The sequence below is a fragment of the Streptomyces sp. NBC_00086 genome (assembly GCF_026343255.1).
GTDB lineage: Bacteria > Actinomycetota > Actinomycetes > Streptomycetales > Streptomycetaceae > Streptomyces.
This window is the reverse complement of sequence record NZ_JAPELZ010000001.1, coordinates 8,164,541-8,190,152: the sequence shown is the minus strand read 5'-3', so window position 1 is coordinate 8,190,152 and position 25,612 is coordinate 8,164,541. Positions and strand designations below refer to the sequence as shown.

The 25,612-nt window shown below is 72.2% G+C and carries 27 protein-coding genes and 1 pseudogene; 13 read left to right on the top strand and 15 right to left on the bottom strand.

What is annotated here, in order from left to right; all coding sequences use genetic code 11:
- The first annotated feature begins 105 nt into the window (after positions 1-105).
- Positions 106-744 (top strand): peptidylprolyl isomerase, encoded by a 639-nt coding sequence (locus OG276_RS37020; protein ID WP_266912403.1) that lies wholly within the window; start codon positions 106-108, stop codon positions 742-744.
- Between the two features lie 50 nt (positions 745-794).
- Here the strand turns inward: OG276_RS37020 and OG276_RS37015 are convergent, their stop codons facing one another.
- Together OG276_RS37015 and OG276_RS37010 are read right to left on the bottom strand one after the other, a co-directional pair.
- Positions 795-3,245 (bottom strand): SpoIIE family protein phosphatase, encoded by a 2,451-nt coding sequence (locus OG276_RS37015; RefSeq protein WP_266912401.1) that lies wholly within the window; start codon positions 3,243-3,245, stop codon positions 795-797.
- Positions 3,242-7,267 carry a HAMP domain-containing protein gene (locus OG276_RS37010; RefSeq protein ID WP_266912399.1) on the bottom strand — a complete coding sequence of 1,342 codons (4,026 nt, stop codon included), beginning with the start codon at positions 7,265-7,267 and terminating at the stop codon, positions 3,242-3,244. The genes OG276_RS37015 and OG276_RS37010 overlap by 4 nt, the downstream gene beginning before the upstream one ends.
- A gap of 341 nt (positions 7,268-7,608) precedes the next feature.
- Here OG276_RS37010 and OG276_RS37005 point away from each other — a divergent pair, with 341 nt between their 5' ends.
- Positions 7,609-8,052 carry an ATP-binding protein gene (locus tag OG276_RS37005; RefSeq protein ID WP_266912397.1) on the top strand — a complete coding sequence of 148 codons (444 nt, stop codon included), beginning with the start codon at positions 7,609-7,611 and terminating at the stop codon, positions 8,050-8,052.
- Between the two features lie 39 nt (positions 8,053-8,091).
- Here the strand turns inward: OG276_RS37005 and OG276_RS37000 are convergent, their stop codons facing one another.
- The gene (locus tag OG276_RS37000; protein WP_266912395.1) at positions 8,092-8,436 is read right to left on the bottom strand and encodes an STAS domain-containing protein; all 345 of its coding nucleotides are present in this window, start codon (positions 8,434-8,436) and stop codon (positions 8,092-8,094) included.
- Between the two features lie 97 nt (positions 8,437-8,533).
- On the bottom strand, positions 8,534-9,124 hold the full coding sequence (locus tag OG276_RS36995; protein ID WP_266912393.1) for a hypothetical protein: 591 nt from the start codon (positions 9,122-9,124) through the stop codon (positions 8,534-8,536).
- Between the two features lie 183 nt (positions 9,125-9,307).
- Here OG276_RS36995 and OG276_RS36990 point away from each other — a divergent pair, with 183 nt between their 5' ends.
- The 5 genes from OG276_RS36990 to OG276_RS36970 all read left to right on the top strand — a co-directional run bounded on the left by OG276_RS36990 (position 9,308) and on the right by OG276_RS36970 (position 12,402).
- Positions 9,308-10,234 carry a SigB/SigF/SigG family RNA polymerase sigma factor gene (locus OG276_RS36990; RefSeq protein ID WP_266912391.1) on the top strand — a complete coding sequence of 309 codons (927 nt, stop codon included), beginning with the start codon at positions 9,308-9,310 and terminating at the stop codon, positions 10,232-10,234.
- 9 nt (positions 10,235-10,243) lie between these two features.
- A complete protein-coding gene (locus OG276_RS36985) occupies positions 10,244-10,606 on the top strand; it encodes an STAS domain-containing protein (protein ID WP_266912389.1) in 363 nt (120 codons plus the stop codon).
- A complete protein-coding gene (locus OG276_RS36980) occupies positions 10,603-11,559 on the top strand; it encodes a sensor histidine kinase (RefSeq protein WP_266912387.1) in 957 nt (318 codons plus the stop codon). Before OG276_RS36985 ends, OG276_RS36980 begins: the two co-directional genes overlap by 4 nt.
- Before the next feature lie 197 nt (positions 11,560-11,756).
- Positions 11,757-12,188, top strand: coding sequence for an ATP-binding protein (locus OG276_RS36975; protein WP_266912385.1), 432 nt, complete (start codon positions 11,757-11,759; stop codon positions 12,186-12,188).
- Between the two features lie 91 nt (positions 12,189-12,279).
- A complete protein-coding gene (locus tag OG276_RS36970; RefSeq protein WP_266912383.1) occupies positions 12,280-12,402 on the top strand; it encodes a hypothetical protein in 123 nt (40 codons plus the stop codon).
- A gap of 60 nt (positions 12,403-12,462) precedes the next feature.
- Here OG276_RS36970 and OG276_RS36965 read toward each other — a convergent pair whose 3' ends face one another.
- The gene (locus tag OG276_RS36965) at positions 12,463-13,530 is read right to left on the bottom strand and encodes a mechanosensitive ion channel family protein (protein WP_266912381.1); all 1,068 of its coding nucleotides are present in this window, start codon (positions 13,528-13,530) and stop codon (positions 12,463-12,465) included.
- A 382-nt stretch (positions 13,531-13,912) separates the two neighbouring features.
- Positions 13,913-14,383, bottom strand: a pseudogene (locus OG276_RS36960) (VanZ family protein); the annotation flags it as partial.
- Positions 14,384-14,656: 273 nt separating this feature from the next.
- Here OG276_RS36960 and OG276_RS36955 point away from each other — a divergent pair.
- The gene (locus OG276_RS36955) at positions 14,657-15,022 is read left to right on the top strand and encodes a PRC-barrel domain-containing protein (RefSeq protein ID WP_266912379.1); all 366 of its coding nucleotides are present in this window, start codon (positions 14,657-14,659) and stop codon (positions 15,020-15,022) included.
- A 103-nt stretch (positions 15,023-15,125) separates the two neighbouring features.
- On the opposite strand, the gene OG276_RS36950 is transcribed toward OG276_RS36955, so the two are convergent.
- Positions 15,126-15,629, bottom strand: a complete 504-nt coding sequence (locus OG276_RS36950; RefSeq protein ID WP_266912377.1) for a hemerythrin domain-containing protein — start codon at positions 15,627-15,629, stop codon at positions 15,126-15,128.
- A 161-nt stretch (positions 15,630-15,790) separates the two neighbouring features.
- Between OG276_RS36950 and OG276_RS36945 the strand changes: the two genes are divergently transcribed.
- From OG276_RS36945 to OG276_RS36935, 3 genes are all read left to right on the top strand, one after another.
- Positions 15,791-16,333 carry a hypothetical protein gene (locus tag OG276_RS36945; protein ID WP_266912375.1) on the top strand — a complete coding sequence of 181 codons (543 nt, stop codon included), beginning with the start codon at positions 15,791-15,793 and terminating at the stop codon, positions 16,331-16,333.
- Position 16,334: 1 nt separating this feature from the next.
- A complete protein-coding gene (locus tag OG276_RS36940) occupies positions 16,335-16,790 on the top strand; it encodes a hypothetical protein (protein ID WP_266912373.1) in 456 nt (151 codons plus the stop codon).
- Between the two features lie 219 nt (positions 16,791-17,009).
- On the top strand, positions 17,010-17,354 hold the full coding sequence (locus OG276_RS36935; RefSeq protein ID WP_266912371.1) for an SH3 domain-containing protein: 345 nt from the start codon (positions 17,010-17,012) through the stop codon (positions 17,352-17,354).
- Between the two features lie 103 nt (positions 17,355-17,457).
- Here OG276_RS36935 and OG276_RS36930 read toward each other — a convergent pair whose 3' ends face one another.
- From OG276_RS36930 to OG276_RS36915, 4 genes are all read right to left on the bottom strand, one after another.
- On the bottom strand, positions 17,458-17,754 hold the full coding sequence (locus OG276_RS36930; RefSeq protein ID WP_323182400.1) for a WhiB family transcriptional regulator: 297 nt from the start codon (positions 17,752-17,754) through the stop codon (positions 17,458-17,460).
- A gap of 103 nt (positions 17,755-17,857) precedes the next feature.
- Positions 17,858-18,244, bottom strand: a complete 387-nt coding sequence (locus tag OG276_RS36925) for a DUF3618 domain-containing protein (RefSeq protein ID WP_266912367.1) — start codon at positions 18,242-18,244, stop codon at positions 17,858-17,860.
- A gap of 208 nt (positions 18,245-18,452) precedes the next feature.
- Positions 18,453-18,608, bottom strand: a complete 156-nt coding sequence (locus tag OG276_RS36920; protein ID WP_266912365.1) for a DUF6131 family protein — start codon at positions 18,606-18,608, stop codon at positions 18,453-18,455.
- A 172-nt stretch (positions 18,609-18,780) separates the two neighbouring features.
- Positions 18,781-19,296 (bottom strand): GNAT family N-acetyltransferase, encoded by a 516-nt coding sequence (locus tag OG276_RS36915; RefSeq protein WP_266912363.1) that lies wholly within the window; start codon positions 19,294-19,296, stop codon positions 18,781-18,783.
- Between the two features lie 86 nt (positions 19,297-19,382).
- Here OG276_RS36915 and OG276_RS36910 point away from each other — a divergent pair, with 86 nt between their 5' ends.
- Positions 19,383-20,486 (top strand): SRPBCC domain-containing protein, encoded by a 1,104-nt coding sequence (locus tag OG276_RS36910; protein WP_266912361.1) that lies wholly within the window; start codon positions 19,383-19,385, stop codon positions 20,484-20,486.
- A 23-nt stretch (positions 20,487-20,509) separates the two neighbouring features.
- Here the strand turns inward: OG276_RS36910 and OG276_RS36905 are convergent, their stop codons facing one another.
- Entirely contained in the window at positions 20,510-21,973 is a 1,464-nt protein-coding gene (locus OG276_RS36905; RefSeq protein WP_266912359.1) for an MFS transporter, read from the bottom strand.
- A 194-nt stretch (positions 21,974-22,167) separates the two neighbouring features.
- Between OG276_RS36905 and OG276_RS36900 the strand changes: the two genes are divergently transcribed.
- A complete protein-coding gene (locus tag OG276_RS36900) occupies positions 22,168-22,785 on the top strand; it encodes a TetR/AcrR family transcriptional regulator (protein ID WP_266912357.1) in 618 nt (205 codons plus the stop codon).
- On the opposite strand, the gene OG276_RS36895 is transcribed toward OG276_RS36900, so the two are convergent.
- From OG276_RS36895 to OG276_RS36885, 3 genes are all read right to left on the bottom strand, one after another.
- On the bottom strand, positions 22,706-23,431 hold the full coding sequence (locus OG276_RS36895) for a M15 family metallopeptidase (protein ID WP_266912355.1): 726 nt from the start codon (positions 23,429-23,431) through the stop codon (positions 22,706-22,708). The genes OG276_RS36900 and OG276_RS36895 overlap by 80 nt on opposite strands.
- Positions 23,432-23,452: 21 nt before the next feature.
- On the bottom strand, positions 23,453-24,427 hold the full coding sequence (locus OG276_RS36890) for a magnesium transporter CorA family protein (protein ID WP_266912353.1): 975 nt from the start codon (positions 24,425-24,427) through the stop codon (positions 23,453-23,455).
- 175 nt (positions 24,428-24,602) lie between these two features.
- The gene (locus tag OG276_RS36885; RefSeq protein ID WP_266912352.1) at positions 24,603-25,535 is read right to left on the bottom strand and encodes a trans-aconitate 2-methyltransferase; all 933 of its coding nucleotides are present in this window, start codon (positions 25,533-25,535) and stop codon (positions 24,603-24,605) included.
- Positions 25,536-25,612: the final 77 nt, after the last annotated feature.

Below are 25,612 nucleotides of genomic sequence, written 5' to 3'. Positions count from 1 at the left end.
GAGCCGCTCGGGTCCGCTGATCGGAGGACCCGCACGGCGTTTCGCCCCCGGGCGGCGCGGGACACCGGTATCAAGATCCGGTCCCTCCTCTTGGATTGGAACCCCATGCTCTCGAACGTTCTCCGCGTGGCCGCCGGCGCCGCACTCGCCGCCGGGCTGGTGACCGGGCCCACGGGGCCGGCCGCGGCCGCCTCCACCTGTACGTACACGCCGGACGGGAAGGCGGCCCGGAACGTGGGGACTCCGTCCTCGGATGTCGGTCGTCTGCGGCCGTACGCGGCCACGCTCCGCACGAACCACGGCGACGTGGTCTTCGAAGCCGATACGGCGAAGGCCCCGTGCACCACGAACTCCTTCGCGTACCTGGCCGGCCGGAAGTACTTCGACGGGACCACGTGCCACCGCCTCACCACCGCCGGCATCTTCGTCCTGCAGTGCGGGGACCCCACCGGTACCGGCGCCGGCGGACCCGGCTACCGCTTCGCGGACGAGAACCTGACGGGCGCCGTCTATCCGGCCGGTACGGTCGCCATGGCGAACGCGGGGCCGGGAACCAACGGCAGCCAGTTCTTCCTCGTCTACGAGGACACCCGGCTGCCCCCGGCCTACACCCCCTTCGGCAGGATCACCCACAACGCGCACGTGCTGGACGGGATCGCGAGGAGGGGGACCAAGGACGGCGGGGGCGACGGGGCGCCCAGGCAGGACGTGATCGTCGACTCCGTTCGGATCGCCGCCCGGTAGTCGCCCGGGGGCGGACCCGGCCGGGGCCCGCCGGGGCCCGGCCAGGGCCCTCAGCCGACCCGGATGCCGATCACGCACGTGTCGTCGTCCGTGTCGGAACGGCTCTCGGCGAGGAGGCGGTCCAGTTGGCCGTCCAGGTCCCCGGCGGCGCCGGCCGCCACGTGCATCAGGTGGCCGAGCGACTCCTGCACCGAGGAGTCCCGGCGCTCCACCAGCCCGTCCGTGTACATCAGCAGCGTGTCGTCCGGTTCGAGCTGCACTTCCCGCTCGACGTAGGTGACCTCGGGCAGGGCTCCGAGGAGCAGGCCCTCGATGAGCGGGAAGGCCTCCGCCTCCCCTCCGCGGACGAGTACGGGGGGCAGGTGGCCGGCGCGGGCCCAGCGCATCACCCTCGTGCTCGGGTCGAAGAGGCCGCAGACGGCGGTGGCCGTCACGTGCTTGGCCAGGTGATGGGTGACCGTGTTGAGCCAGGACAGCAGTTGGGCCGGGCCCGCCCCGGTGACGGCCAGGCCGCGCAGGGCGTTGCGCAGGACGACCATGCCGGTGGCCGCCTCGATGCCGTGCCCGGCGACGTCGCCCACCGACAGCATGATGAGCCCGGAGGGCAGGACCACGGTGTCGTACCAGTCTCCGCCGACGAGCGCCTCGATCTCCGCCGGCCGGTAGCGGACGGCGACCCGCAGGCCCGGGGCCTCGATGGCCGGTGGGGTGGGGGGCATGATGGCGTGCTGGAGCTGGAGGGCCAGGCGGCTCCGCTCGGCGGACTCGGCTTCGGTGTGGGCGAGTTGGTCGCGGGTCGCGGCCAGCGCCACCTCGGTCCAGTGCTGGGCGGAGATGTCCTGGTAGGCGCCGCGCACGGCGTGCAGCCGCTGGTCCGCGTCGAGGACGGGCTCGGCGACGACCCGGATGTGGCGGGTGATTCCGTCGGGTCTGCGCAGGCGCAGGTTGACGGAGGCGGGGTGGCGCTGGCGGAGCACCGCGCGCAGGAAGCGGGCCAGGGCCGCGGAGTCGTCGGGGTGTGCGTAGCCGGGGAGTTCGCGAAGCCGGACCGGGGGCGCGGTGGGCGGGAGTCCGTGGAGATCGTAGAGCTGTGCGTTCCAGGTGGTCTCGCCGGTGACGAGGTTCTCCTCGAAGCCTCCGATCCGGCCCAGGCGCTGGGCGTGCTGGAGGAGGTTGGCCAGCCGGGCCGTCTCGTCCTGGATCCGCCAGATCAGCAGGACGGCGGAGCCGTGGCGGCTGACGCTGATGTTCGCGACCGAGGTGAGCGGGATCTGGTCGACGAGCGCGGTCAGGCTCATGCGTTCGGCGCGGAAGGGCTCGCCGGTGGCGTGCACGCGCTCGATGATGTCGAAGAGTCCGTTCTCGCCGGCGGCGAGGGGGTAGGCCTCCAGCAGCAGGGCGCCGTTGACGTCTCCGCGCGGTCGTCCGACCGGGTCGACGAAGCGGCTGCCGGTGTGCCGGATCCGGAAGTCGGCGAGGCGGCCCTCGGAGTCGAGGACCGGGGTGAGGACCACGGCCGGGTCCTGGAGTCCCTCGGCGAGGTCGATGAGCTCGGCGACGTCCGGGAGGACCGCGTCGGCGGCCGCGGGGTCGCGCGGGGGCGAGACGTCCATGGTGCGGGCGCACAGTTCGGCGAGGGCCTCGACCTGCCGCTCGATCTGGGGTGACTGCGGCTCCAGGGGGCGTGGCCAGCAGATCTCCAGGACGCCTTGGATCCGTCCGCCCGTCCCCGTGGGCACCGCGATGCGCCCGCCATCGGGCCACGCGGCGCGGCCGACGGAGGGGAGCCCTGCCCGGTCGAGGTCGGGGAGGGTGACCAGCCGGCGTTCCGCCAGCGCGAGGCGGGCGACGGTGGAGACGCCCGGGGGGACGTGGCGCCAGCGGGCGGCGTCCCTGGGCGGGAAGCCGGCGTGGCCCGCGAGGGTCAGCGAACCGTCGGGGACCGCCGTCCACACGGCCACCGCTACCGCTCCCAGGGGGCCGAGGGCGTTCGCCAGGAGGGACTCGGCGACCGCCTGGGTGTCGGCGGCGACGGCGAGCACCCCGCTCTCGGCGGTGCGCAGCCGTACGGACACCGTGGAGGACTGCCCGGCGGGGTCGGCGCCGCCGTCGCCGGCCCCCGTACCCGCACCCGTCGCCGTGCGTTCGACGAACTCGGCGGCGATCTCGCTGACGTGGTCGCGGGAGGCCTGGTTGACGATGTCGGCGGCGAGTTCGAGGGGGGACATCCCGCTCTCGCGGCACAGCACGTCGAGCTGGCGGGCCGCCGCGGCCGGGGTGCAGCTCAGCTGCCCGATCAGGATGCCCTTGGCCAGTTCGACCAAGGCCCGCCCGTCGGCGGCCGCTTGTGCTTCCAGCACCTCGCGCCGCAGCCGTTCCACGGTGGCGACGAGGCGCCCCAGGGGCGTCGGAGCCTGCTGCGGGACGAGGCCCGTGGGCCGATCGCCGTCAGGGGCTTCCGGCCGGCGGGCATCGTCGTGCCGGTGGGTGTCCGCGGTCATCGGCTGAGCCTTCGCCGGATGCGGGCGATGAGGTCGTCGGCGTCCACCGGCTTGGTGACGTAGTCGCTGGCTCCGGCGGCGAGGCTCTTCTCCCGGTCCCCGGGCATCGCCTTGGCGGTGACCGCGATGATGGGCAGGCTCACGTACTGCGGCATGCGCCGGATCTCGGCGGTGGCGGCGTAGCCGTCCAGTTCGGGCATCATCACGTCCATCAGGACGATGTCGACGCCCGGGTTGCGGACGAGGGTGTCGATGCCCTTGCGGCCGTCCTCGGCGTGCAGGACGCGCATGCCGTGCAGTTCCAGGACCCCGCTGAGGGCGAAGAGGTTGCGCGCGTCGTCGTCGACGACGAGGACGGTGCGGCCGGACAGGTCGCCTTCGAGTACGTGCTCGGCGTGCCGGGTCCGCGCATCGCCCTGCACCAGGGGCAGGACGTCCCCGGGCTGTTCGGCGGACAGGTGGAGCGCGATGCGTTCGCGCAGCTCGTCCAGGCTGGAGAGCAGTTCCACGCGGCGTGAAGCGGACCGCCGGCGCAGGGATTCCTCCTGGCCGGTCCGCACCCGCGGGTTGTTGTGGGCGAGGACGGGGAGCGAGGCGAGGGCCGGGTCTCCGTCGAGGGCGTCGAGGAAGCGGAGGGCTTCGCCGTCGGGGAGGTCCAGTTCCAGGACCACGCAGTGGAAGGAGTGCGCCGCCAGGGCGGCGGCGGCCTCGCGGGAGCTCGTCGCGTGGACCACGTGGATGCCGCCCCGCTCCCCCGCCGTCCGGTGGTCGGGGGCGAAGTCCCGGTCGGCGCTCTCGGCGACGAGGGAGAGCAGGCCGTTCGTCCGCTCCTCGATCACCAGCAGGCGTCGGGGCCGCCGCTGCTCCGGGAGCGCGGGCTTGCCGGTACGGCCGCCCTGCCCCGCCAGCGCACGGTGCGAGGCCCCGGGCGGGAGCGCCAGGGGGGTCTCGGTGGAGGAGGCGTCCTCGTAGTCGGCGCGGCTGACCGGCAGGTAGAGGGTGAAGGTGCTGCCCTGGCCGGGGGTGCTTTCCGCGGTGACGGCCCCGCCGAGGAGCTGGGCGATCTCGCGGCTGATGGAGAGCCCGAGGCCGGTGCCGCCGTACTTGCGGCTGGTGGTGCCGTCGGCCTGCTGGAAGGCTCCGAAGACCGACTCCAGCTGCTGTTCGGGGATGCCGATGCCCGTGTCGCGCACCCGGAAGGCCAGGATCGGACCGCGCCGGGAGAGTCCGGCGGGGATCTCGGGGGCCGCGGCCGGTTCGATGCGGAGCTCGACGCCGCCGCGTTCGGTGAACTTCACGGCGTTCGACAGGAGGTTGCGCAGGATCTGGCGCAGCCGCGAATCGTCGGTGAGCAGGTCGTCGGGGGCGCCGGGGGCCGTGGTGACGGTGAAGTCGAGGCTCTTTTGCGTGGTCATCGGCCGGAAGGTGGCGTCGACGTACTCCAGGAGCTGGGGCAGGTGCACCCGCTCGGGGTTGATGTCCATCTTCCCGGCCTCGACCTTCGACAGGTCGAGGATGTCGTTGATCAGCTGGAGGAGGTCTGAGCCGGCCGAGTGGATGATGCCGGCGTACTCGACCTGCTTGGGGGTGAGGTTGCGCGCGGGGTTCTGGGCGAGCAACTGGGCGAGGATCAGGAGGCTGTTGAGCGGGGTGCGCAGCTCGTGGCTCATGTTGGCCAGGAACTCGGACTTGTAGGTGGAGGCCAGCGACAGCTGCTGGGCGCGGGTCTCCAGCTCCTGCCGGGCCTGCTCGATCTCCAGGTTCTTGGCCTCGATGTCGCTGTTCTGGCTTGCGAGGAGGGCGGCCTTCTCCTCCAGCTCCGCGTTGGAGCGCTGGAGTTCCTCCTGCTGGACCTGGAGTTCCTCCGAGCGGGCCTGGAGCTCGCCGGTCAGCCGCTGGGACTCGCCGAGGAGTTCGTCGGTGCGGGCGTTGGCGACGATCGTGTTGACGTTGGCGCCGATCGCCTCCATCAGCTGGGCCAGGAAGTCGCGGTGCACGGGGTTGAAGGCGGTGAAGGAGGCGAGCTCGATCACGCCGAGGATCTGGTCGTCCACGACGATCGGCAGGATGATCAGGCTGCCCGGGGTGGTGTGGCCCAGCCCGGAGGAGATCACGTAGCCGCCGGGGACCTGGTCGGTGGCGATGATCCGGCGGCTGCGGGCCGCCTGTCCGACCAGGGACTCTCCGAGGGCGAAGGCGGCGCCCTCCTCCGCGGCGGCGGAACGCCCGTAGGAGCCGACGAGGGTGAGCACGGTGCCGTCGGGGCGGTCCTCGGCGAGGTAGAAGGCTCCGTACTGGGCGGCCACCAGCGGCGTCAGCTCGTCCATGACGAGTTCGGCGACGGCGGCCAGGTCCCGGTGGCCCTGCATCAGGCCGGAGATGCGGGCCAGGTTCGATTTGAGCCAGTCCTGCTCCTGGTTGGCCCGGGTGCTCTCGCGGAGCGAGCCGACCATGGAGTTGATGTTGTCCTTGAGTTCGGCGACCTCGCCCGAGGCGTCGACCGTGATCGAGCGGGTCAGGTCGCCCTCGGCGACCGCGCTGGCGACCTCGGCGATGGCCCGGACCTGGCGGGTCAGGTTCCCGGCCAGCTCGTTGACGTTCTCCGTCAGGCGCTTCCAGGTGCCGGAGACGCCCTCGACCTCGGCCTGGCCGCCGAGCCGGCCCTCGCTGCCCACCTCGCGGGCGACGCGGGTGACCTCGGCGGCGAAGGCGGACAGCTGGTCGACCATCGTGTTGATGGTGGTCTTCAGCTCCAGGATCTCTCCGCGGGCGTCCACGTCGATCTTCTTCGACAGGTCGCCGTTGGCGACGGCCGTCGTGACGAGGGCGATGTTGCGGACCTGGCCGGTGAGGTTGTTGGCCATGGAGTTGACGTTGTCGGTGAGGTCCTTCCAGGTGCCCGCCACGTTGGGCACCTGTGCCTGGCCGCCGAGCCGGCCCTCCGTGCCCACCTCGCGGGCCACCCGGGTGACCTCGTCGGCGAAGGCGGACAGCGTGTCGACCATCGTGTTGATGACCCCGGCCAGCGCGGCGACCTCGCCCTTCGCCTCCACCATGATCTTCTGCGAGAGGTCGCCGCGGGCGACGGCGGTGGCCACCTGGGCGATGGAGCGCACCTGGCCGGTCAGGTTGTAGGCCATGACGTTGACGTTGTCGGTGAGGTCCTTCCAGGTGCCGGAGACGCCCCGGACCGTGGCCTGGCCGCCCAGGTTGCCCTCGGTGCCGACCTCGCGGGCCACGCGGGTGACCTCGTCGGCGAAGGCGGAGAGCTGGTCGACCATCGTGTTGATGGTCTCCTTCAGCTCCAGGATCTCCCCGCGGGCGTCCACCCGGATCTTCTGCGTCAGATCGCCCTGGGCCACGGCGGTGGTGACCTCGGCGATGGAGCGCACCTGGGCGGTCAGGTTGTCGGCCATGACGTTGACCGACTCCGTCAGGTCCTTCCACGTACCGGAGACGCCCTTGACGTCCGCCTGGCCGCCGAGCCGGCCCTCGGTGCCGACCTCCCGGGCCACGCGGGTGACCTCGCCGGCGAATCCGGAGAGCTGGTCGACCATCGTGTTGATGGTCTCCTTCAGCTCCAGGATCTCCCCCCGCGCGGTGACGGTGATCTTCTGCGAGAGGTCGCCCTTGGCCACGGCGGTCGCGACCTGGGCGATGGAGCGCACCTGGGCCGTCAGGTTTCCGGCCATGAAGTTGACCGAATCCGTGAGGTCCAGCCAGGCGCCGCCGACCCCGGGCACGTCGGCCTGACCGCCGAGCGTGCCCTCGGTGCCCACCTCGCGGGCCACCCTCGTCACCTCGGAGGTGAACAGGGACAGCTGGTTGACCATCCCGTTGAAGACGGTGGCGATCTCCCCGAGCAGCCCGTCCGCCGCATCGGGCAGCCTCGTACGGAAGTCCCCGTCGCGTACGGCGGTCAGCCCGGCCAGCAGCCTGCGCAGCTCCGCCTCCCCGATCCCGCCCTCACCGGGGAGCGGGGGCACCCCGCCCGCCGAACCCGTACCCGCCCGCTCGGCCATCCGCCCCAACCTCACACTCGAAACCGACACTCCGACGAACGGGACAAGAAGGACCCCGGTTTCCGGGCGCACCGATGCGCCCCGACTCCGCGGGGATCCGTCTTCGCCGCACCACCGGTCCGGTGAAGGCTAGCGCCGCCGAAGGGACCATAAGGCACGGTCGATCACACCGGGGACCCTGCGTCCCGCCTGCGGTAAGGGCAGACGGGCCGCAGGCCTCCTCACTCGGCCCGAACGAAGCCTGGGGCGCGGCGGTTTGGCAGGGTCCGGGGTACTCCGGAAGGTTCCGGGTAGACGAACCGGTGACATGCGCACACAACGGAGGAAACGGGGTGAAGGTGATGGCGGTCAAGGCTGTGGGCTGGGCCCGCTCGTTTCCCGTCTCGCAGGGCGTCCGGGCGGCGCGGGAGTGGACGGCGGGCCACCTGGCGTCGCTGCCGTGGAGCGATTCGGCGGCCGACACCGGGTACTCCGTGCTGGTCTGCGTCTCCGAACTCGTCACCAACGCGCACCTGCACGCGGTCGGCACCGCGCACCTGGTGCTGACCTGGGACGGGAGCTGCCTGCACGTGAGCGTCGCGGACGCCGATCCGCGGCTGCCGCGGCACCGGAAGCCCGCTGCCGACCCGGATGCCACGTCGGGCCGCGGGCTGGGGATCGTCACGGCGCTGGCCGATTCCCTGGACGTCCACGCGTGCCACGGCGGAAAGGCGATCACCGCGTGCTTCCGGCCCGGCGGCGGACCGGACCCGCATGCGCGGGAGCCGTGGGCGCGGGAGTCGTAGGCACGGGAATCGCGTGCGCGGGAGCCGTGGGCGCGGGGTTCACACCCCGACGGCGGCCTCGACGCTCGCGTGCAGGGACAGGACCGTATCGGCCCCGGTCACCGCGAACAGCCTCCGCAACTGCTCGCCGGGAGCGGCGATGCGCAGGGTCGTGAGGTGGTGCAGCCGGAGGAGCAGGTTCAGGAACGAGGAGTCCCCGAAGGTGATGGAGCCGGCGTCCAGAACCACCAGCGGATGCAGGCCGGCGGCCGCGATGAGCGCCTCCTCCAAGGGAACCAGCGTGTCCTGGTCGAGCTCTCCCCGGGCCACCACCACCCAGCCGGGCCCGGCCGGGTAGCCGTCCCCGACCACGCTCTGCCCGTATCCGTCCCCTGTTCCGGTCATGTCCGCCTCCCCGGATCGTCAGTCGTACGTCCTTGCAAGGGAGTATGCCTGCTCGCCGCTCCGCCTACGCCGCTGCCCTCGGCGTGCGTCCCGGCCCTCAGTTGAAGACGTCCAGGAAGTCCGGCCAGGAACCGCCGTCATCGGAGGTGCGGCGCGGCGGCCGCGGGCGCGGATCCGGGTAGGTCTCCGTCGCGGCCCGTGCCCGGACGATGTCGGGCCCGCCGCACGCCTCGACCGCGAAGTCGCCGAAGACCTCGGCGAACGCGGCCGGGTCGCGGAACTCCACGCCGTACGCCCCGCCGTCCCGCAGCGGCACCCACACCGCCCGGTCTGACCGTCGCCACTCCCGCACCGGCTGGCGGTCCGCGGTCGACCGCCCCTCCAGCCACAGCCGCGCCACGTGCAGCAGGTTCACCTGCTCCATCGGCAGCCGCTTGCGCCGTATCCGCAGTCCACGCGTCGTCAGCTCGACCTGCTGGTCCTTCCTCGGGTACCAAACGGCGCCGACCCCGATCGGCGCCCACAGCAGGATCCCGATCATCGGCCAGACCAGGCCATCGCCCCAGGACCGGAGCAGCCCGCCGTCCAGCAGGGTCAGGGCCCCGAAGAACAGGGCCCACTTGGCCGTCATCCGCCAGAACCCGCTCCCCTGCCGGTACAGGACCCGTCGCTTCCCCGTCATCGCCATGCCCCCACGCTATCCAGCGCCCCGCAGGGCACCGTGGGTACCCTCGGCAGTGCCGCGCCGCGCAGCTTCGGAAAGAGCCGCGCACCTTCGAAAAGAATCGACGGCTTCGAAGTGTGTAGACCCTCGCAGGCGGGGCAGAAGCGCACCCGGCAGCCGTCAGTCAATCGGGAGGGAGCGGCCACCATGTATCGCTCGGCCACCGTTGTAGGCCCCATTCGTGCAGCAGACGCTGAAGTACCCGCGTGTGACCAGGAGTCCGCGGGAGCGCCCACGCAGGACGCGGACCTGTTCCGGGTGGAGAACGCGCGGGAGATGGCACCCGGTGATGCCCGGGAGCTCTCGCGGCTCTTCTTCGCGAGGCTGCGCACGTTGGAGGAGGGAACGCGCGAGTACCAGTACACGCGCAACACCCTGATCGAGATGAACCTGTCCCTCGTCCAGTTCGCCGCGCGGCGCTTCAGGGCCCGCGTGCTCGGTGGCGGTCTCGACATGGACGATGTCATCCAGGTGGGCACCATCGGCCTGATCAAGGCCATCGACCGCTACGACACGGAGCGCGAGGTCGAGTTCTCCACCCTCGCCCTCCCGTACATCACCGGCGAGATCAAGCGCTACTTCCGCGACACCACCTGGGCCGTGCACGTACCGCGCCGCCTGCAGGAGCTGCGCACGGAACTCGCCAAGGCCCAGGACGCCCTGAGCGATGTCCTGGGCAGGGCGCCGACGGTCAAGGAGCTCGCCCAGCACCTGGAGCTGTCCGACGACGAGGTCATCGAGGGGCTGGTGGCCGCGAACGGCTACACGAGCAGTTCCCTCGACGCCACCGCCGTCGACGGCGACACGTCGTCCGCGGCGAGCCGCGGCGCCCGGCCGGCGGCGGAACGCCACGGCGCCGTCGATCCCGGCATGGAACTCTTCGAGGAGTTCCACACCCTCGCACCCCTGCTGGAGCAGCTGGACGAACGCGACCGGCTCGTCCTGCAGCTGCGCTTCGGGCAGGAGAAGACCCAGGCGGAGATCGGCGCCGAGCTCGGCGTCTCGCAGATGCAGGTCTCCCGCATCCTGTCCCGGACCCTGGCTCGGCTGCGCACCGGCATGCTCGCGGTGTAGGAAGGGACCATGAACACCCCATCCGGCGCGGAGGCGGCAGCGGAGGCGGGCGCGGTCGCGCCGGCGCCGCTGACCGCCCGGCCGTGGCAGGACCGTCCGGGCGCGCGCCTGAGCGGCAGCTGCGACCTGGACACCCGGCAGTGCCTGTCCGCCGCGCTCGGCGCGGTGACCGCGATTCCCGGCCCCGTCGTCCACCTCGACCTCTCCGCCGTGGTCTTCCTCGACACGGCCGCGGTCGCCGCCCTCGTAGGGGCGGCGGCCGCCCTCAGCGGGCAGGGCCGGCGCCTGTTGCTCCACGACCCGCCCTACTCGCTCCGCAAGGTCGTGGAGATGTTCCCGGACGAATGCGCCGCGCTGGAGGTCGCAGCATGATCACTGTTCCTGAGCCCGCCGGGCCCGGGGCCTTCGTCCATCCCGCCCTCTTCTACCGGGACCTCGACACGTACGTGTCCGGCGTGGGCGCCTTCGTGCGCACCGCCCTGTCGGCGGACGAACCGGTCCTCGTCGCCGTACCGGGCCCGCATCTGGACGCCCTGCGCGAGAGCCTCGGCGCGAGCGCGGCGGGCGTGACCTGGACGGACATGACGGAGCTGGGCCGCAATCCCGGCCGCATCCTGGCCGGCTTGCAGGACTTCGCCGACCTGCACGCGAGCCGGGCGGCCCGGATCGTCGGAGAGCCGATCTGGCCCGGCCGCTCCCCCGCCGAGGTCCTGGAGGCCACCCGGCACGAGGCCCTCATCAACACGGCCTTCGCCGGCCGGCACGCCACCGTCCTGTGCCCGTACGACGTACGGGGCCTGGCGCCCGAGGTGCTGGCCGACGCCCGGCGTACGCACCCCACGCTGATCGAGGGCGGCCTGGACCTGCCGAGCCCGGCGTACACCGACGCCGCGCGGGTTTCGGCGGACTGCGACCGGGCGCTGCCCGAACCCGAGGGCGAGGCGCTCCGGTTCGCGTACGCCCACGGAGGACTTGCCGAGGTGCGCGAGTACGCCGAGACTTGGGCCCGCGGGACCGCGCTGACCCCGGCGCGCCGCGGCGATCTGCTCCTGGCCGTCAGCGAGGCCGCGGCGAACTCCCTGTCCCACGGGGGCGGGAAGGGCACGCTGCGCCTGTGGACGACCACCGGCGCCGGTGCGGGAGTCGTCGCCGAGATCCACGACGCGGGCCGCCTGGCCGACCCCCTCGCGGGGCGCCGCCGCCCCTCGCTGGCCTCGGCCGACGGCGGCCGCGGCCTGTGGATGATCCACCAGCTCTGCGATCTCGTCGAGGTCCGTGCCCTGGACGGCGGCTTCACGCTGCGACTCCACATGGCAACGCCCTGACACCTGAGGTCACCTACACTCGGGGGCGGGCTCGGGTGTCCCCGGGCCGCTCGGGGGCATACGGACAGTCCGGGACACCGGCCACGATCTCGTCGGCGGGTCCCGGTAGCAACGCACGGCAAACAGCGAACAGGGCAGCGTCGGCACGGGGGTGCGAGAGCACGGTGGAGACCATCGGACAGGAAACGGGAGATCCAGTGAGCGCCGGCCTTCCCGGTGGAGGCCAGCGGCGCCGTCTCGCCCTGACGGGCGTCGGGGGCGCGGTGGCCAAGGGCCGCGACTTCACGCGCCGGGCCCTGCGCGACTGGGGCTGGGACGGAACCGAGACCGCCGAGGACGCCCTGCTGCTCGTGTCCGAGCTGCTGACCAACGCCTCCCTGCATGCGGACGGCTGCCGGGAACTCGTCCTCACGGCCGGGGAGACGCTGCGCATCGAGGTGTGCGACGGCACGACGGCCCTGCCCCTCCTGAACCCGGCCCCGCGGCGCGGCATGCCGGGCGGCCACGGCCTGCACATCGTGGAGCGGCTGTCCGACCGCTGGGGCACGCACGCCCATGAGCAGGGCAAGTCCGTCTGGGCCGAGATCGAGGCGGCCCGTCTGGTGTCCGGCAGGCCCACGGCCCGCTGAGCGTGCCCGGGGCCGCCGCGCCCGCCGGTTCCGGTCTCGCGCCCTCCCGCGAGGGGGGCGTCGATCCGGCCGCCGGGGGCAGGAGCGCGTCATGACCTCTCATCAGCTCACCTCCCTGGCCCTGCCACCGGCGATCGGGCCCTCCTGGGTGCACCTGCTCGTCATCGCCTTCGCGCTGATCGTCCTCGTGGACACCCTCGTCCGGCACCGCTAGTGCCGTGGCCCGTAGGCCCCGGTCGGGTGCCGTACGGGCCCGCTCCGGCCCGGAGTTCCGTCAGAAGGGGCGGCCGTCCTTCGTGTCGTGCGCCGCCGGAGCCCGGTCCAGGAGGATGCGGGGCAGGGCGCCGGGGTGCTTCTCCGCCAGCCAGGCGATGAGCTTCTCGCGTACGGCGCAGCGCACCGTCCACAGGTCGTCGGCGTCCTTGGCCGTGACGATGGCCCGCACCACGATGGTGGAGGGCGTGGTCTCCGTGACGGCGAGGTCCCAGCCGCGGCCGTCCCACTCCGGGCAGTCGTGCAGGATCTCGTGGACCTTGTCCCGTATGAGGTCCACGGGCGCGCCGGGGTCGCAGTGGAGGAAGACCGTGCCGGTCATCTGGACTCCGCCGCGCGACCAGTTCTCGAAGGGCCGGGTGGTGAAGTACGAGACGGGCATGGTGATGCGGCGTTCGTCCCAGGTGCGTACGGCGAGGAAGGTGAGGGTGACGTCCTCGACCACCCCCCACTCGCCGGCGACCACGACCGTGTCCCCGATGCGCACCAGGTCGCCGAAGGCGATCTGGAAACCCGCGAAGAGGTTCCCGAGGGTGGACTGGGCCGCGACGCCGGCCACGATGCCGATGATCCCGGCGGAGGCGAGCACGGAGGTTCCGAGCGCGCGGAAGCTCGGGAAGGTGAGGAGCATCGCGGCCACCGCGATCACGGCCGCCACGACCGTCACGACCCTCGTGATCAGCGTCACCTGGGTACGGACCCGGCGTACGCGGGCCGGGTCGCGGGTGCCGGTGGCGTACCGGGCGTACCCCGACTCGACGGCGGCGGAGGCCACGGTCACGATCAGCCAGGCCCCCGCGCCGATCAGGGCCAGCGACAGGATCCGGCCCACGGCGGCGGCGTTGTCCCGCAGCGGCGGCCATTGCGTCTGCCGGTAGGCGCCCTTGAACAGGGCGGCGAGCAGGACGATCTGCAGGGCGTGGCGGCAGCGGCGCAGCAGGTTCCACAGCGGCGTTTCGGGGTGTCGCGCGGCGGCGCGGCGGAGCAGTCGGTCGACGGCCCAGCCGGCCGCGGCGGTGACCAGGATCGATCCCCCGAGGACGGTCAGGAGGCGAAGGACGGTGTTCATGTCTCCCCAGTGGGTGGAAGCGGCACGGACTCCCGCGCGCCTGCCCCACGACGGGGACCTGACACGGGGAGCCCGTCGGCCGCGGGTCCTGCTCCGGGGGGAGGCCGAGGTCGCTCCGGCCCGCGCGCGGGGGTCACTTCTCGCGCTGGAGGGCCTTTCGCCAGCCCGCGAGACGCGGCTTCGAGGCCGCCTTCGAGGCCGCCTTCGGCTCCGGCTTCGAGGCCCGCTTCGAGACCGTCTTCGAGGCCGCCTTCGGCTCCGGCTTCGAGGCCCGCTTCGGGACCGCCTTCGGCTCCGGCTTCGAGACCGCCTCCGGCTCCGGCTCCGGCCTCGGCGATGGCACGGCCGTGCCCGGCCGGGGCCTGCGGTGCCACCAGTGCCTGCGGCGCGGGTGCACGGCCCGGCCCAGCCTGCGGCCGATCAGCAGGTAGCCCAGGAGGGCTCCGCCGGTGTTGAGGATGACGTCGTCGATGTCGAAGACGCGTCCCGTGACGAGGGCGCCCTGGATCAGCTCGACCAGCGTCATCAGACAGACCGTCACCGCGGCGACGCGCAGCAGTCCCCGGGCCGGCGGCATGAGGACGGGCAGGAGCACACCGAACGGCAGGCCCAGCAGCAGGTTTCCGCCCAGCTGGCGCACCGCCTCGAAGGTCGACGCCCCGTCCAGGTAGGCGCTGATCGAATGGCCGGGGCGGACGTTGCTGTGCACCAGGTCCACCGAGGCGGCGGACGGTTCCAGCGTGAGCCGCGCCAGGACCACGCTGAACAGGACGGTCCCGACGAAGGCCGCCACCATGGCCAGCGCCCGGATGGCCGGGTGCACCGGATCGCGTCGTCGCCAACCGGCTGGCACGGCTCCGCTGTCGGTCCCCTCACCGCGCCGCAGCGCGTGTCTCCATGTCATGCCGCCTCGTCTGCCCTGTGAAGGGGCCTGTACTCGCCCGGAAGTGAGGGCCGGGTACGGACCGTCGGGCCGCCACACCATCGGGTGCGGGAGCGAATGAACGGGCGAAGCCGGGGCAGGCGAGTTCGCGCGGGGCGCCGACAGTGCCCCGTACGACATCGAAAGAGAGGGACGGCAGGCCCAGCCTCGTCGCCCCCTGTCTGGCGAAGGAGTTGTTTTCGCGTGACTGAGCATGTGTGGAGCTACCGGTCGACCGCGGGCCACCTGACCGGTACCGATCTGATCGGTTACACGGTCGAGGCGACCGACGGCAGCATCGGCAAGGTCGACAAGCACTCCGACGAGGCCGGTGACGCCTACCTGGTCGTGGACACCGGGATGTGGATCTTCGGCAAGGAGGTCCTGCTCCCGGCGAGCACGGTGATCATCGTCGACGTGGAGCGGGAGAAGGTCTACGTCGACGGCACCAAGGAGCAGATCAAGGACGCTCCGGAGTTCCACCGTGAGAAGCACCTCGACGACGTCGGTTACCGCGAGGAGCTCGGGACCTACTACTCCATCGGCGGCTTCGGCGGCCGCATCATCTGACGCGTGCACGCGACTGGGCCCGGACTCGATGAGTCCGGGCCCAGTGCCGTGCCCGCGGCACGCCGGGGCCGGCTTGCCGGGCCCCGGCGCACCAGCGTGGCCGTCATCCCCCTACGAGTGCGCGCACGTTCTCGACGCTGCCGCAGTCGGCGGCGAGCTGCCTCTCCCGCTCCCGGAGGAAGGCCGCCCCGAGCTCGGCCCTCCGCTCGTCCGGGACGTTCTCGCGGGCTCCGTTGAGGATGGTGCGCTCCTCCTCGTCGAGGTGGTGGGTGACCGCCTTGACCAGGTCCTCCAGGCGCCCGTCCCACGCGTCGGAACCCACCTCGGACACCTCCAGCAGCGCCAGGAGGGCCTCGTTCCCTTCGGCGTGCTCCTCGGTCCCGTGGTCCACCTCCGCGTTGTCGACGTCCTTGAACCGTTTCAGGGCCCCGTACACCTCGGCCTCCTCCGCCTCGCCGTGCGCGACGAGGAGCGCGGAGAGTTTCGCGAGCGCGCCCGCCCTGTCGGCCTCCACGCTGCGCATACGGCGGAAGAGCTCCTCCATCGTGCGGTGGTCCTTGAGGATCAAGGCGACGACGTCCTGGTTCTCGCGTGCGTCCGCGGTCATGCCACGTCCCTCCTCCGTCTCGGGGATTCGTTTCGCATGGGCGCCTGCTCGATGCGGGCGGGTTCAAACCTTGGCCGCATTGGTGCCGGTGCGGGTTTGCCCGCCGGCCGGCAGGGCAACCGCGCCGACTGAGACGTAAAGCCCCCGAACGGAGGCCGGAGATGTCAACCAACGCACTGATAGCCGTCATCGTCGTGGCGGCGGTCGTCGTGATCGCCCTCGTCGCCCTGGTGTGGGCACTGTCCCGACGACGCCACCTGCGCCGGCGGTTCGGCCCGGAGTACGAGCGCACCGTAGAGGAACGCGGGGACAGGAAGGCCGCCGAGCGGGAGCTGCGGGCCCGTGAGGAGCGGCACGGCCGGCTCGGCATCAAGGAGCTGCCGCCCGAGCGCAGGCAGGAGTACGCGCAGGAGTGGACCGGTGTCCAGCAGCGGTTCGTGGACGGGCCGGAACGCTCCGTGAACGAGGCCGACGAGCTCGTGACCCGGCTGATGGGTGAGCGCGGCTATCCCACGGAGGGGCACCGGGAACAGGTGCGTGACCTCTCCGTCGAGCACGGCCACACGCTGGAGCAGTACCGGGCCGCCCACGCGACCAAGGTGCGCGGCGGTACCGGCGAAGCGACCACGGAGCAGCTGCGCGGGGCGATGGTGCACTACCGCGCCCTGTTCGAGGAGCTGCTCTCCGACCAGAGGAGCCGATGACATGAAGAAGATCTACGAGGACAAGTCCGGACGTGGGGCGGTGTCCGATCCCGTCTTCACGGCGGAGGACCTCGCTCGTCCCACGCCGCCGCCCACGCCGCCCGCACCGCCCAAGGCGGCTCCCGCGAACGGGCCCGCCGGTGAGCCCACCGGCGGGACGGAATCACATCGAGGGTCTCAGAGCGAGGAAGAACCGTTCCTGGGAGACGCCGAGGCGGAGCGCTACCACACCACCTGGAACGAGATCCAGGGCCGGTTCGTGGACGATCCGCGGGAGGCGGTCCGGTCCGCGGACGTCCTGGTGTCGGAGGTCATGCTGAAGTTCTCGGACACCCTGTCCGCACGCCGGGACGGGCTGGAGAAGCGGTGGAACGGCGGCGAACAGGTCGCCACCGAGGATCTGCGGCAGGCCCTGCGCGCCTACCGCTCGCTGGTGGACCGGCTGCTCGCGACCTGAGTGCCGGGGCCCGGTGTCGCCATCCGGGTCTCCTGGGTCCTCCGCCGTGGCCGCCCGTCAGGCGGCCACGGCGGAGGACTCTGGGCCATCCGGAGCATCGGGGGCGTGTTCCCCACGGGCCGCCGACCATCCGCCGCCCGATCGGTGGATAGTCGGTCGGGGCGTCGGCCGCGCGAGCTGCCGGCCCCGAGGCCAGGCGACACAGGGAGAGTGGATCCGATGGTGAAGAAGGCATTGCTGACGTACGCCTTGGCGGCCGGAGTACTGATCGGGCCGCTGAGCACGGCCGGTTGGGCGGCCGGCGGGCTCGCCGCCGGGTACGGGCAGGTCAAGTCCGGCCCCGTGGGCGTGGTCGAGTCCCGCGCACCGCTGAACGTCCGCGAGAAGCCGACCGTGTACTCGGACGTGGTGAAGAAGCTGCATCCGCACGAGCGGGTGCTCCTCGTGTGCCAGAAGCGCGGGGGCTGGGTGGACGGCAACCCGGTGTGGTACCGCCTGCACGGCTCGAAGGGCTGGGTCTCGGCCCGCTACGTGCACAACCTCCAGCCGGTCCGCCCCTGCTGAGAGCGCGCCGGGCGGTGGAAGGCCGCAAAGGGAACGGCCCCCGGAGTTCGGGGGCCGTTCCCTTTGCGGGTCCCTTTGCGGGTCCCTGTACGCGCGCAGGCGCTCAGGCGGTGGAGGACAGTGCCTGCCTCCGCGCTCCCGTCGTACGCAGTCCGCGCCTCTCGTGCGCGGTGAGCCCGCCCCAGACGCCGAACGGCTCTCCCACCTTCAGCGCGTGCCGCAGGCAGTCGGGCTGCACCGGGCACAGGGCGCACACCTCCTTCGCCGCCGAGTCCCGCGCCTCCCGCTCCACGCGCTGCTCGCCCGCGGGATGGAAGAAGAGCCGCGAGCCCAGTTCCCGGCAGGCGGCGTCCTCCTGCCACAGCCAGTGGTGCTCGGCGCGACCCGGTAGACGCGACACATTTCCCACCTCGGAACCTCCATCGGAGACGGCCCGGATTCGGAGCGGATCCGGACCGGATTCGGATACGTGATCCCATCGCGTCTGACCCGGAACGCCTGGTTCAAACGGCCTGCCCCCGCCGTGCCCGGCGGCTCCGCCGGGCGAGCAGGGCCGCGGCCAGTACGCCGGCCGCCGTGAGCAGCGCGGTCCGGTGGCTCCGCGCCGTGGTCGCGGCCCGCACGGCCTTGCCCCGTACGGAATCGAGGTTCTTGTCCTCCACCAGGCGGCCGACGTGCGACGCCGCCGTCCCCCGCAGCCGCTCGGCGGTCTCGTGGACCCGCGACGAAGAGCCCGCCCTGGAGACCAGCGCCTCGACCGTCCGGCCGAGTTCCTTGCGGGTCCGGGCGGCCTGTCGGCGGAGCGCCCGTGCGCCGGGGACGGACTTGTTTGCGTTCAATCCGGTCGCCGTCGTCATCTTCTTCGTCATCTTCGTCATCGTCGTCGTCATGGTCGGGGTTCCCTTTCCTTCGAGTCCTCCGCCTACCCGCGGGCCGGCCGGGCGCCGTGCGCCCCGCGATGTCCGCCTGACGGGTGTGCTGCGCGGATACCCGGCAACGGGCGCATCACACGGGCGAGTTGGCCCGGAAACGGACTGGTGGCCCGCCCCGAACGGGACGGGCCACCAGTGGGCCGGGGTCCGGCGGTTCCGCCGCCGGCTACCAGTAGTGACGTCGGCCGCCGACCGCGTGTCCGACCGAGCCCAGGAGCCACAGCACCGCCCCCACCACGAGCAGGATGACGCCGATGGTCCACAGAACGGAGATTCCGGTCAGGAATCCGATGAGCAGGAGGATGAGTCCGGCGAAAAGCATGATGTCCTCACTCGCGCGTCGGGAAAGCGGCGAACCGGGTGGCTCCGCAGCTGTGCCTCGGCCCGCGTCTACCCTCGGACGCCGTCCTTATCTGTCGGCGACGGCGGCCGGCGCTCGCCGCGCGCCGGTCCGGGAGAGCCACCCTGCCGGGGACCGGCCGGTGGGGCGCCGTTCAGGCCGACAGGTCGAGCTCGTAGACCTGTCCGATCAGATCGGCGCCGAAGCTGTGGTGCGGCTCCTCCTCCACGAGCCGGAAGCCGGCGGCCAGGTAGATCCCGCGCGCGGCCACCAGGGTGTCGTTCGTCCACAGCCGGATCCGCTCGTACCCCGCCTCGCGGGCGAAGTCCACGCACTGTGCGACCAGGCGCGAGCCCAGGCGGTGACCGCGGGCGGCGGGGTCCACGAGGAGGATCCGCAGTGTGGCGGTGCTCCGCTCGCGCTCGTCGCCCTCCTTGCCGGCCACGCAGAACACGCTGCCGACCCGGCGGCCGTCCAGTTCGGCGATCCAGGCCTCCTCGCGGGAGGGATCGCGGCCGGCCGCGTAGTCCGCGACGATCCGCGCGACCAGGGCCTCGAAGCTGATGTCCCAGCCGAATTCCTTCGCGTACTGCTCGCCGTGGGCCATGACCACCCAGCCGAGATCGCCCGGCTCCCCCATGGGCCGGATCACCGCGCGGACCTCGTTCATGGGGACCCTCTCTCACGCATGACGGCACTGCATCACTGCGCCATCGAACTACTGAAACGACCGTTTCAGTAAAGCATAATGTCCGGATGACCCCTTCCGCCCGTGACGGCTCCGCCCGCAAGCAGCAGCTCCTGGAGCTGGCCTACGCCCACGTGCTCGACCACGGGCTGGCGGACATGTCCCTGCGCCCCCTGGCCGAGGCGATCGGCAGCAGTCCGCGCGTCCTCCTCTTCCTGTTCGGCAGCAAGGACGCCCTGGTGCAGGCGCTGCTCGCGCGGGCGCGGCAGGACGAGACGGGGATGCTCGAAGCCGTGCACCGGGCCCGGCCGGAGCACGGGCTCGCACGCACGGGCGAACTGGTGTGGAGCTGGCTGGCCGACCCGGGGCACCGCAAGGTACTCACCCTCTGGGTCGAGGGCTATGCGCGCTCGCTGGGCGACGGCGCGGGACCCTGGGCGGGGTTCGCGGAGCGGACGATCGCCGACTGGCTGGAGGTCTTCGCCGCCGCCCAGCCGCCGGACCGCCGCGACACGCCCGAGGGGCTCGCCGAGCGCACCCTGCTGTTGTCGGTCCTGCGCGGAGCCCTGCTGGACCTACTGGCGAGCCGGGACGAACCGCGCACCACCGCGGCCGTGACCGCCCATCTCCGCACCCTGGAGGCCCCCGCCGACGGTGCACCGACCCGCGGGGGCCTGGCCGGCGACGGACCCACCGGCAGGACCGACCGCGTCACCCGGACGGTCGCCGCGCCGCGGGCGGCCGTCTACGCCGCCCTCCTCGACCGCGAGTCCCTCGAAGCCTGGCTCCCGCCGGACGGGATGAGCGGGCGGATCGAGCAGTGGGACCCGCGGCCCGGCGGCGGTTTCCGAATGGTCCTCACCTACCTCGATCCCGCCGAAAGCCCCGGCGCGGGCCCGGGCAAGACGTCCGACGCGACCGATGTGGTCGACGTACGGTTCACCGGGCTGGTGCCGCCGGAACGCGTGGTGCAGCAGGCTGTGTTCGAGTCCGACGACCCTTCCTACGCCGGCACCATGACGATGACCTGGCACCTCGCCGCCTCCGCCGTCGGCACCGAGGTGACCTTCACCGCCACGGACGTACCCCCGGGCATCGACCGGGCGGACCACGAGGCGGGCATCGCCTCCTCGCTGGCCCACCTGGCGTCGTACGTCGAAGAGGCCCGATGAGCTGAACGGGCTGCGCGCCGGCGCTACTTGCTCACTGAGGCGGGGGCCGTTTCGGTCGTGGGGCCCGCCTGGTCCCGCAGTTCGAGCTGCTGCGGCCGCAGGGCGGGGATCAGGGCCGCGATGGCCCCGGACAGCAGGGCGAAGCCGCCGCCCATCAGCAGGCCGGTGCGGAAGCCCGCCTCGGAGGTGAAGGTGAATCCGCCCGCCGTGGTGGTCATCTGGGCCAGGACCACACCGACGACGGCGGCGCCGACGGAGGTGCCCAGCGAGCGCATGAGGGCGTTGAAGCCGTTGGCCGCGCCGGTCTCCGTCAGCGGCACCGCGCTCATGATCAGAGCGGGCATGGCTCCGTAGGCGAGGGCGACCCCGCTGTTGACGACCATGACGGCGACCATCAGCCCGACGGCGGTCGAGGAGAAGAGGAGCGCGACGCCGTAGCCCGCGGCCAGGACGAGCGCCCCGCACACGAGGGTGACCTTGGGGCCGTGGGAGTTGGTGAGCTTCCCGCCGAGGGGGGACACGGCCATCATCATGAGCCCGCCGGGGAGCATCCACATGCCGGCCGCCAGCATGGACTGGCCCAGGCCGTAGCCGGTGGCGGCGGGGAACTGCAGCAGTTGCGGGATGACCAGCATGCTCGCGTACATGCCGAAGCCGATGGAGACGGAGGCGAGGTTGGTCAGCAGGACGCGCGGGCGGACCGTGGTGCGCAGGTCCACCAGCGGGTCGGTGGTGCGCCATTCGAACCACCCCCAGGCGGCCAGGACCACCACGGCGGTGGCGATCAGACCGAGGGTGGTGGCGGATCCCCAGCCCCAGTCGGCGCCCTTGGACACGAACAGCAGCAGGGACACCAGGCCCGCCGCGAGGCCCAGTGCGCCGACCACGTCGAAGCGTTGCCCCTTGGCGGCGGCCGGAACATCGGGGACGAAGGCCACGATCATGACGGCGACACAGCCGGCGAGCACCGCGGACCCCCAGAACAGGAAGCGCCAGCTGGTGTACTGGGCGACGGCCGCGGAGACCGGGAGGCCGATGCCGCCACCGATGCCCATGGAGGCGCTCACGAGGGCGATGGAGGAACTGAGCTTCTCGGCGGGGAGGATGTCGCGGAGCAGGGCGATGCCCAGCGGGATCATGCCCATGCCGACGCCCTGCAGCCCGCGCCCGATGATCATCTGGACGACGCCGCCCGCCAGCGCGCACACCACCGATCCGGCGATCAGCGGTATGCAACAGGCCAGGAGCATGCGGCGCTTGCCGAGCATGTCGCCCAGGCGCCCGCTGATCGGTACGCACACGCCTGCGACCAGGAGGGTGGCGGTGACCACCCATGCGGAGTTGGAGTGGGAGGTGTGGAGGATGTTCGGCAAGTCGGCCAGCAGCGGCGTGACCAGTGTCTGCATGACGGCTGCGGCGATGCCCGCGAGTGCGAGCGTCGCGATCACCTTGCCGGTGCGGGGGGCGGCCGTGGGCGGCTGTTGCATGAAGGGTCCTAAAGGCGTGGGCCGCAGGCCCGGCCGGCCGGACGGCACGGGGCGCACGAGGTACGGAGGGGTCTGCCCGGCGGAGCGTGGGCACGAGGTCGGCGTGCACCACAATCAGTAGTCAACTATCAGTTCGGGGTGTACGACGTGTCAACCTGATCCGATCGTCGACTATCAGTTGTATGGTCGGCAGTGTGCCGACCGAAAGCCCCAAACCCCTGCGCGCCGACGCCGTGCGCAATATCGAGAAGATCGTCAGAGCGGCCCGCGACGTGTACGCCGAGCTGGGACCCGATGCCCCGCTCGACGAGATCGCACGACGGGCCGGGGTGGGGATCGCCACGCTCTTCCGCCGCTTCCCCGACAAGGCCGCCCTGCTCCGGGCCGTGATCGACCAGCAGTTCGCCCAGGACGTCCTCCCCGTCATCGACCGCGGACTGGCCGACGAGGACCCCCGCCGCGGCCTGACCGTCGTACTCGAAGCCGCCCTGGCCTCGGCGGCCGGCGAGCACCACGTGCTGACGGCCGCCCGGAACGCCGGCGTCCTCTCCGCGGAGGTCAGCGCCCGGTTCTTCGCCGCGCTCGACCCGCTGGTGACCCGGGGGCAGCAGGCCGGGGTGATCCGGGGCGACCTCGTGCCCGACGATCTGAAGAGGATCATGGGCATGCTCGTCAGCGTGCTGTGGACCATGGACCCCGCCGAGGAGGGCTGGCGCCGCTACGTGGCCCTGGTCATGGACGGCCTGAGCCCGGCCGCGGCGAGTCCCCTGCCCCACCCGGCTCCCCCGCTGCTGCGCCGGCCGCAGGAATGATCTCCTTCGGGCCGTAGAGCGCCGCGGTCGCCCCGGTGAGCAGAGCCCAGTAACGGTCCCCGAAGGACCAGTGCCACCATTCCGTCGGGTAGTTCACCAGCCCGGCGGCGGTGAGGGTGGCGCCCAGCAGTTCCCGGTTGGCGCGGGCCTCCCCGCCGATGCCGGCGGCGTGCGTGTAGCAGGCGCCCCCGCTCTCCTCCGGGTCCGCGTTCATCCGCGTGCCCATGTCCAGCTCGCGGCCGTCGGCGTCGGCGAGCGTGAGGTCCACGGCCGCACCGGCACTGTGCGGAGCGATCGCGGGCGGGGAGACGTAGCGGCTCGCGGCCGTATGGATCCGATCCTCGCTCCACCCGGGGTTGTCGGCCCGCAGCAGGCCGGCGTACTCCTCGAAGTACGCGCGCTGGAGCGAGGGCGGCCGGTACCCCTCGACGAACAGGAGCCGCAGTCCGCGGGGCAGGGCCTGCTGGGCGTCGAGCAGGCGTGCCAGCACGCCTTCCCGCAGGTGCGCGAAGGCGTCCGCCGGGTCCTTTTTGCGCGCGTCGACCAGCAGATGGCCGCCGCGGCGGACGTCGACGAGGCGTTCGCCGCACTCCTCGACGGGTATCGCCGCGACCTTCGGGTCCGACATCAAGATGATCTCGTTCATCCCGTGATCATCGCGCACGGCTCAGATCCAGTCGCGCCGCTTGAAGCCGAGGTAGAGGGCCACCGAGAGGGTGAGCATCAGCGCGGAGGAGACCAGGAAGCCGGTGTGCGTGCCGTCCCCCGGGAAGGGGACGTTCTGGCCGTAGAAGCCGGTGATCGCGGTCGGGACGGCGATGATGGAGGCCCAGCTGGTGACCTTCTTCATGATCAGGTTCAGCCGGTTGCCCTGGACGTTGAGGTTGGTGTCCATGACCGAGTTCACCAGGTCCCGCAGGGATTCGGTCCACTCGGTGGCGCGCAGGACGTGGTCGTAGACGTCCTGGTAGTACGGCAGCATCGCGGGGCTGACGGTGTGCAGGTCGCGGCGCAGCAGGGTGTTGACGACCTCGCGCATGGGCAGCACGACCCGGCGCAGGAGCACCAGGTCCTTGCGCAGGTCGTACGAGCGCCGCTGAACGGTGCGAACCTCGTCGCGGCCGTCCTCGAAGAGCAGTTGCTCCAGGGCCTCGATCTGCTCGTCGAGCTGCTGGACGGCTTTGAAGTGGCCGTCCACGAGGCAGTCGAGCAGTCCGTGGAGCAGGAAGCCGACGCCTTCCTTGGCGAGGTCGGCGGAGTCGTCCCAGTAGTCGACGACGCGGTCCATGTCGAAGTGGCCGCTCGCGCGGACGGTGATCAGGGCGTTGGCGGTGATGAAGGCGGAGATCTCCCGGGCCCGCAGGGGACCGTCGGGGGTGTCGGTGTAGACGGCGTAGGCGCTGAGGAAGAGGTGCGTGCGGTAGCGGTCGAGCTTGGCTCGCTGGTGCGCGTGCCGGGCGTCCTCGACGGCCAGTTCGTGCAGCCCGAACTGCTCGGTGATCAGGTCGAAGTCCGCGGCGGTGGGATCGCAGAGGTCCAGCCAGACGTGGCAGTCCGGCCGCCCCGCGTATGCGGAGAGGTCCTGGGTGGGGAACCCCTCCAGGGCCAGGACACCATCGCGGTACAGCCGGGTTCGTGCCACCCGAGCAGGCTAGGCGGACGGCTCCGGCCGGTCCGCGAGCGACACCCCCGCGCGCGGGCGGGGGTCGCCTCGGGGAGTCGGCCGGTGGGCATCGGCCGGTGGGTGCACGCGGTCGGCAGCCGTGGAGCGGGACGGATCGGCCGCGGAGGGGACGGGGCGGCCGTAGAGGGACGGGTCAGTTCTTGCGGCGTGCGGCCCAGACGGAGCGTTCGGTGCGCACGGCGAGGTCGTCGCGGCGCAGGATGCTCTCCGGGCCGTCGGTGTCGAGCAGCCGGTCGAGCGCGGCGAGGTCCTCGGGCACGAGGGTGTCGACGATGCTGCGGCGCAGGCGCTGCAGGCTGCTGAGGGCGTACGCGCCGACCGCCTCGCTGCGGGAGCCCTCGATGTTCACGTCGATCACGCGGTCGCCGTCGAGGGCGAATCCGGCCGCGGTGAGCTTCGGCCCCCAGTCGGCGCCGCGGTGCGGCACGTGCTCGGCGTGGTGACACTCGCTCGCGGTGTGGCAGCGCTCCTCCAGTCCGGGCCGGCCTTCGGGGGCACCCTCGGGCAGGAAGCGCGGGAAGCCCGCCAGCTCGACGACGGCGAACAGCCCGCCGGGGGCGAGCAGTTCCCGGACCGTGCGCAGGGCCTGGTCCGGGTCGGCCATGTGGTGCATCGAGGCCGAGGCCCACACCAGGTCCGGCGTACCGAGTTCGGGCCACTCGGTCTCGTCGAGGTCGGCCTGCACGGTGCGGACGCGGTCCTCGACGCCTCGGGCGCACGCCTTCTCGCGCAGGCGCAGCAGGTGCGCCGCCGAGGAGTCGACGGCGGTGACGTGCGCGTCGGGGAAGCGGTCGAGCAGGGCGAAGGTGCCGGCTCCCGTGCCGCAGCCCAGGTCCACGATGTGGCGAGGGGGCTCGTGCAGGGGCAGCCAGGTGGTGATGTCGGCGATGTGCTCGGCGAGTACTTCCGCGTCGAGGTCGAGGATCTCCGCCTGGCCGTCGGCCTCGTGGTGGGCGTGGGCGTCGTGGTGGGCATGGGCGTCGACCTGGGCGTGGTCATGGCCGTGGGGGCCGTGGCCGGCGTGCTGGGCGTGGCCGTGCTGCGGTGCGTGCTGTGCGTGGGTCATGGATCCACGGTAGGACGCCCATGCGCTTGCCGCATGCAATCTTGCCGGTTAGGCAAGAAGATGGCCTCGGGGCCCCC

Excerpts from the sequence above, each read along its gene's own strand:
- OG276_RS36950 (WP_266912377.1), bottom strand. The coding sequence starts at position 15,629 with ATGACCGCGGACGCACGCGAGAACCAGGACGTCGTCGCCTTGATCCTC.
- OG276_RS36940 (WP_266912373.1), top strand. The coding sequence starts at position 16,335 with ATGAAGAAGATCTACGAGGACAAGTCCGGACGTGGGGCGGTGTCCGAT.
- OG276_RS36980 (WP_266912387.1), top strand. The coding sequence starts at position 10,603 with ATGATCACTGTTCCTGAGCCCGCCGGGCCCGGGGCCTTCGTCCATCCC.
- OG276_RS36970 (WP_266912383.1), top strand. The coding sequence starts at position 12,280 with ATGACCTCTCATCAGCTCACCTCCCTGGCCCTGCCACCGGCGATCGGG.
- OG276_RS36915 (WP_266912363.1), bottom strand. The coding sequence starts at position 19,296 with ATGAACGAGGTCCGCGCGGTGATCCGGCCCATGGGGGAGCCGGGCGAT.
- OG276_RS36985 (WP_266912389.1), top strand. The coding sequence starts at position 10,244 with ATGAACACCCCATCCGGCGCGGAGGCGGCAGCGGAGGCGGGCGCGGTC.
- OG276_RS36925 (WP_266912367.1), bottom strand. The coding sequence starts at position 18,244 with ATGACGACGACGATGACGAAGATGACGAAGAAGATGACGACGGCGACC.
- OG276_RS36885 (WP_266912352.1), bottom strand. The coding sequence starts at position 25,535 with ATGACCCACGCACAGCACGCACCGCAGCACGGCCACGCCCAGCACGCC.
- OG276_RS37000 (WP_266912395.1), bottom strand. The coding sequence starts at position 8,436 with ATGACCGGAACAGGGGACGGATACGGGCAGAGCGTGGTCGGGGACGGC.
- OG276_RS36910 (WP_266912361.1), top strand. The coding sequence starts at position 19,383 with ATGACCCCTTCCGCCCGTGACGGCTCCGCCCGCAAGCAGCAGCTCCTG.
- OG276_RS36935 (WP_266912371.1), top strand. The coding sequence starts at position 17,010 with ATGGTGAAGAAGGCATTGCTGACGTACGCCTTGGCGGCCGGAGTACTG.
- OG276_RS36995 (WP_266912393.1), bottom strand. The coding sequence starts at position 9,124 with ATGGCGATGACGGGGAAGCGACGGGTCCTGTACCGGCAGGGGAGCGGG.
- OG276_RS36920 (WP_266912365.1), bottom strand. The coding sequence starts at position 18,608 with ATGCTTTTCGCCGGACTCATCCTCCTGCTCATCGGATTCCTGACCGGA.
- OG276_RS37010 (WP_266912399.1), bottom strand. The coding sequence starts at position 7,267 with ATGGCCGAGCGGGCGGGTACGGGTTCGGCGGGCGGGGTGCCCCCGCTC.
- OG276_RS37020 (WP_266912403.1), top strand. The coding sequence starts at position 106 with ATGCTCTCGAACGTTCTCCGCGTGGCCGCCGGCGCCGCACTCGCCGCC.
- OG276_RS36990 (WP_266912391.1), top strand. The coding sequence starts at position 9,308 with ATGTATCGCTCGGCCACCGTTGTAGGCCCCATTCGTGCAGCAGACGCT.
- OG276_RS36965 (WP_266912381.1), bottom strand. The coding sequence starts at position 13,530 with ATGAACACCGTCCTTCGCCTCCTGACCGTCCTCGGGGGATCGATCCTG.
- OG276_RS37015 (WP_266912401.1), bottom strand. The coding sequence starts at position 3,245 with ATGACCGCGGACACCCACCGGCACGACGATGCCCGCCGGCCGGAAGCC.
- OG276_RS36945 (WP_266912375.1), top strand. The coding sequence starts at position 15,791 with ATGTCAACCAACGCACTGATAGCCGTCATCGTCGTGGCGGCGGTCGTC.
- OG276_RS37005 (WP_266912397.1), top strand. The coding sequence starts at position 7,609 with ATGGCGGTCAAGGCTGTGGGCTGGGCCCGCTCGTTTCCCGTCTCGCAG.
- OG276_RS36895 (WP_266912355.1), bottom strand. The coding sequence starts at position 23,431 with ATGAACGAGATCATCTTGATGTCGGACCCGAAGGTCGCGGCGATACCC.
- OG276_RS36905 (WP_266912359.1), bottom strand. The coding sequence starts at position 21,973 with ATGCAACAGCCGCCCACGGCCGCCCCCCGCACCGGCAAGGTGATCGCG.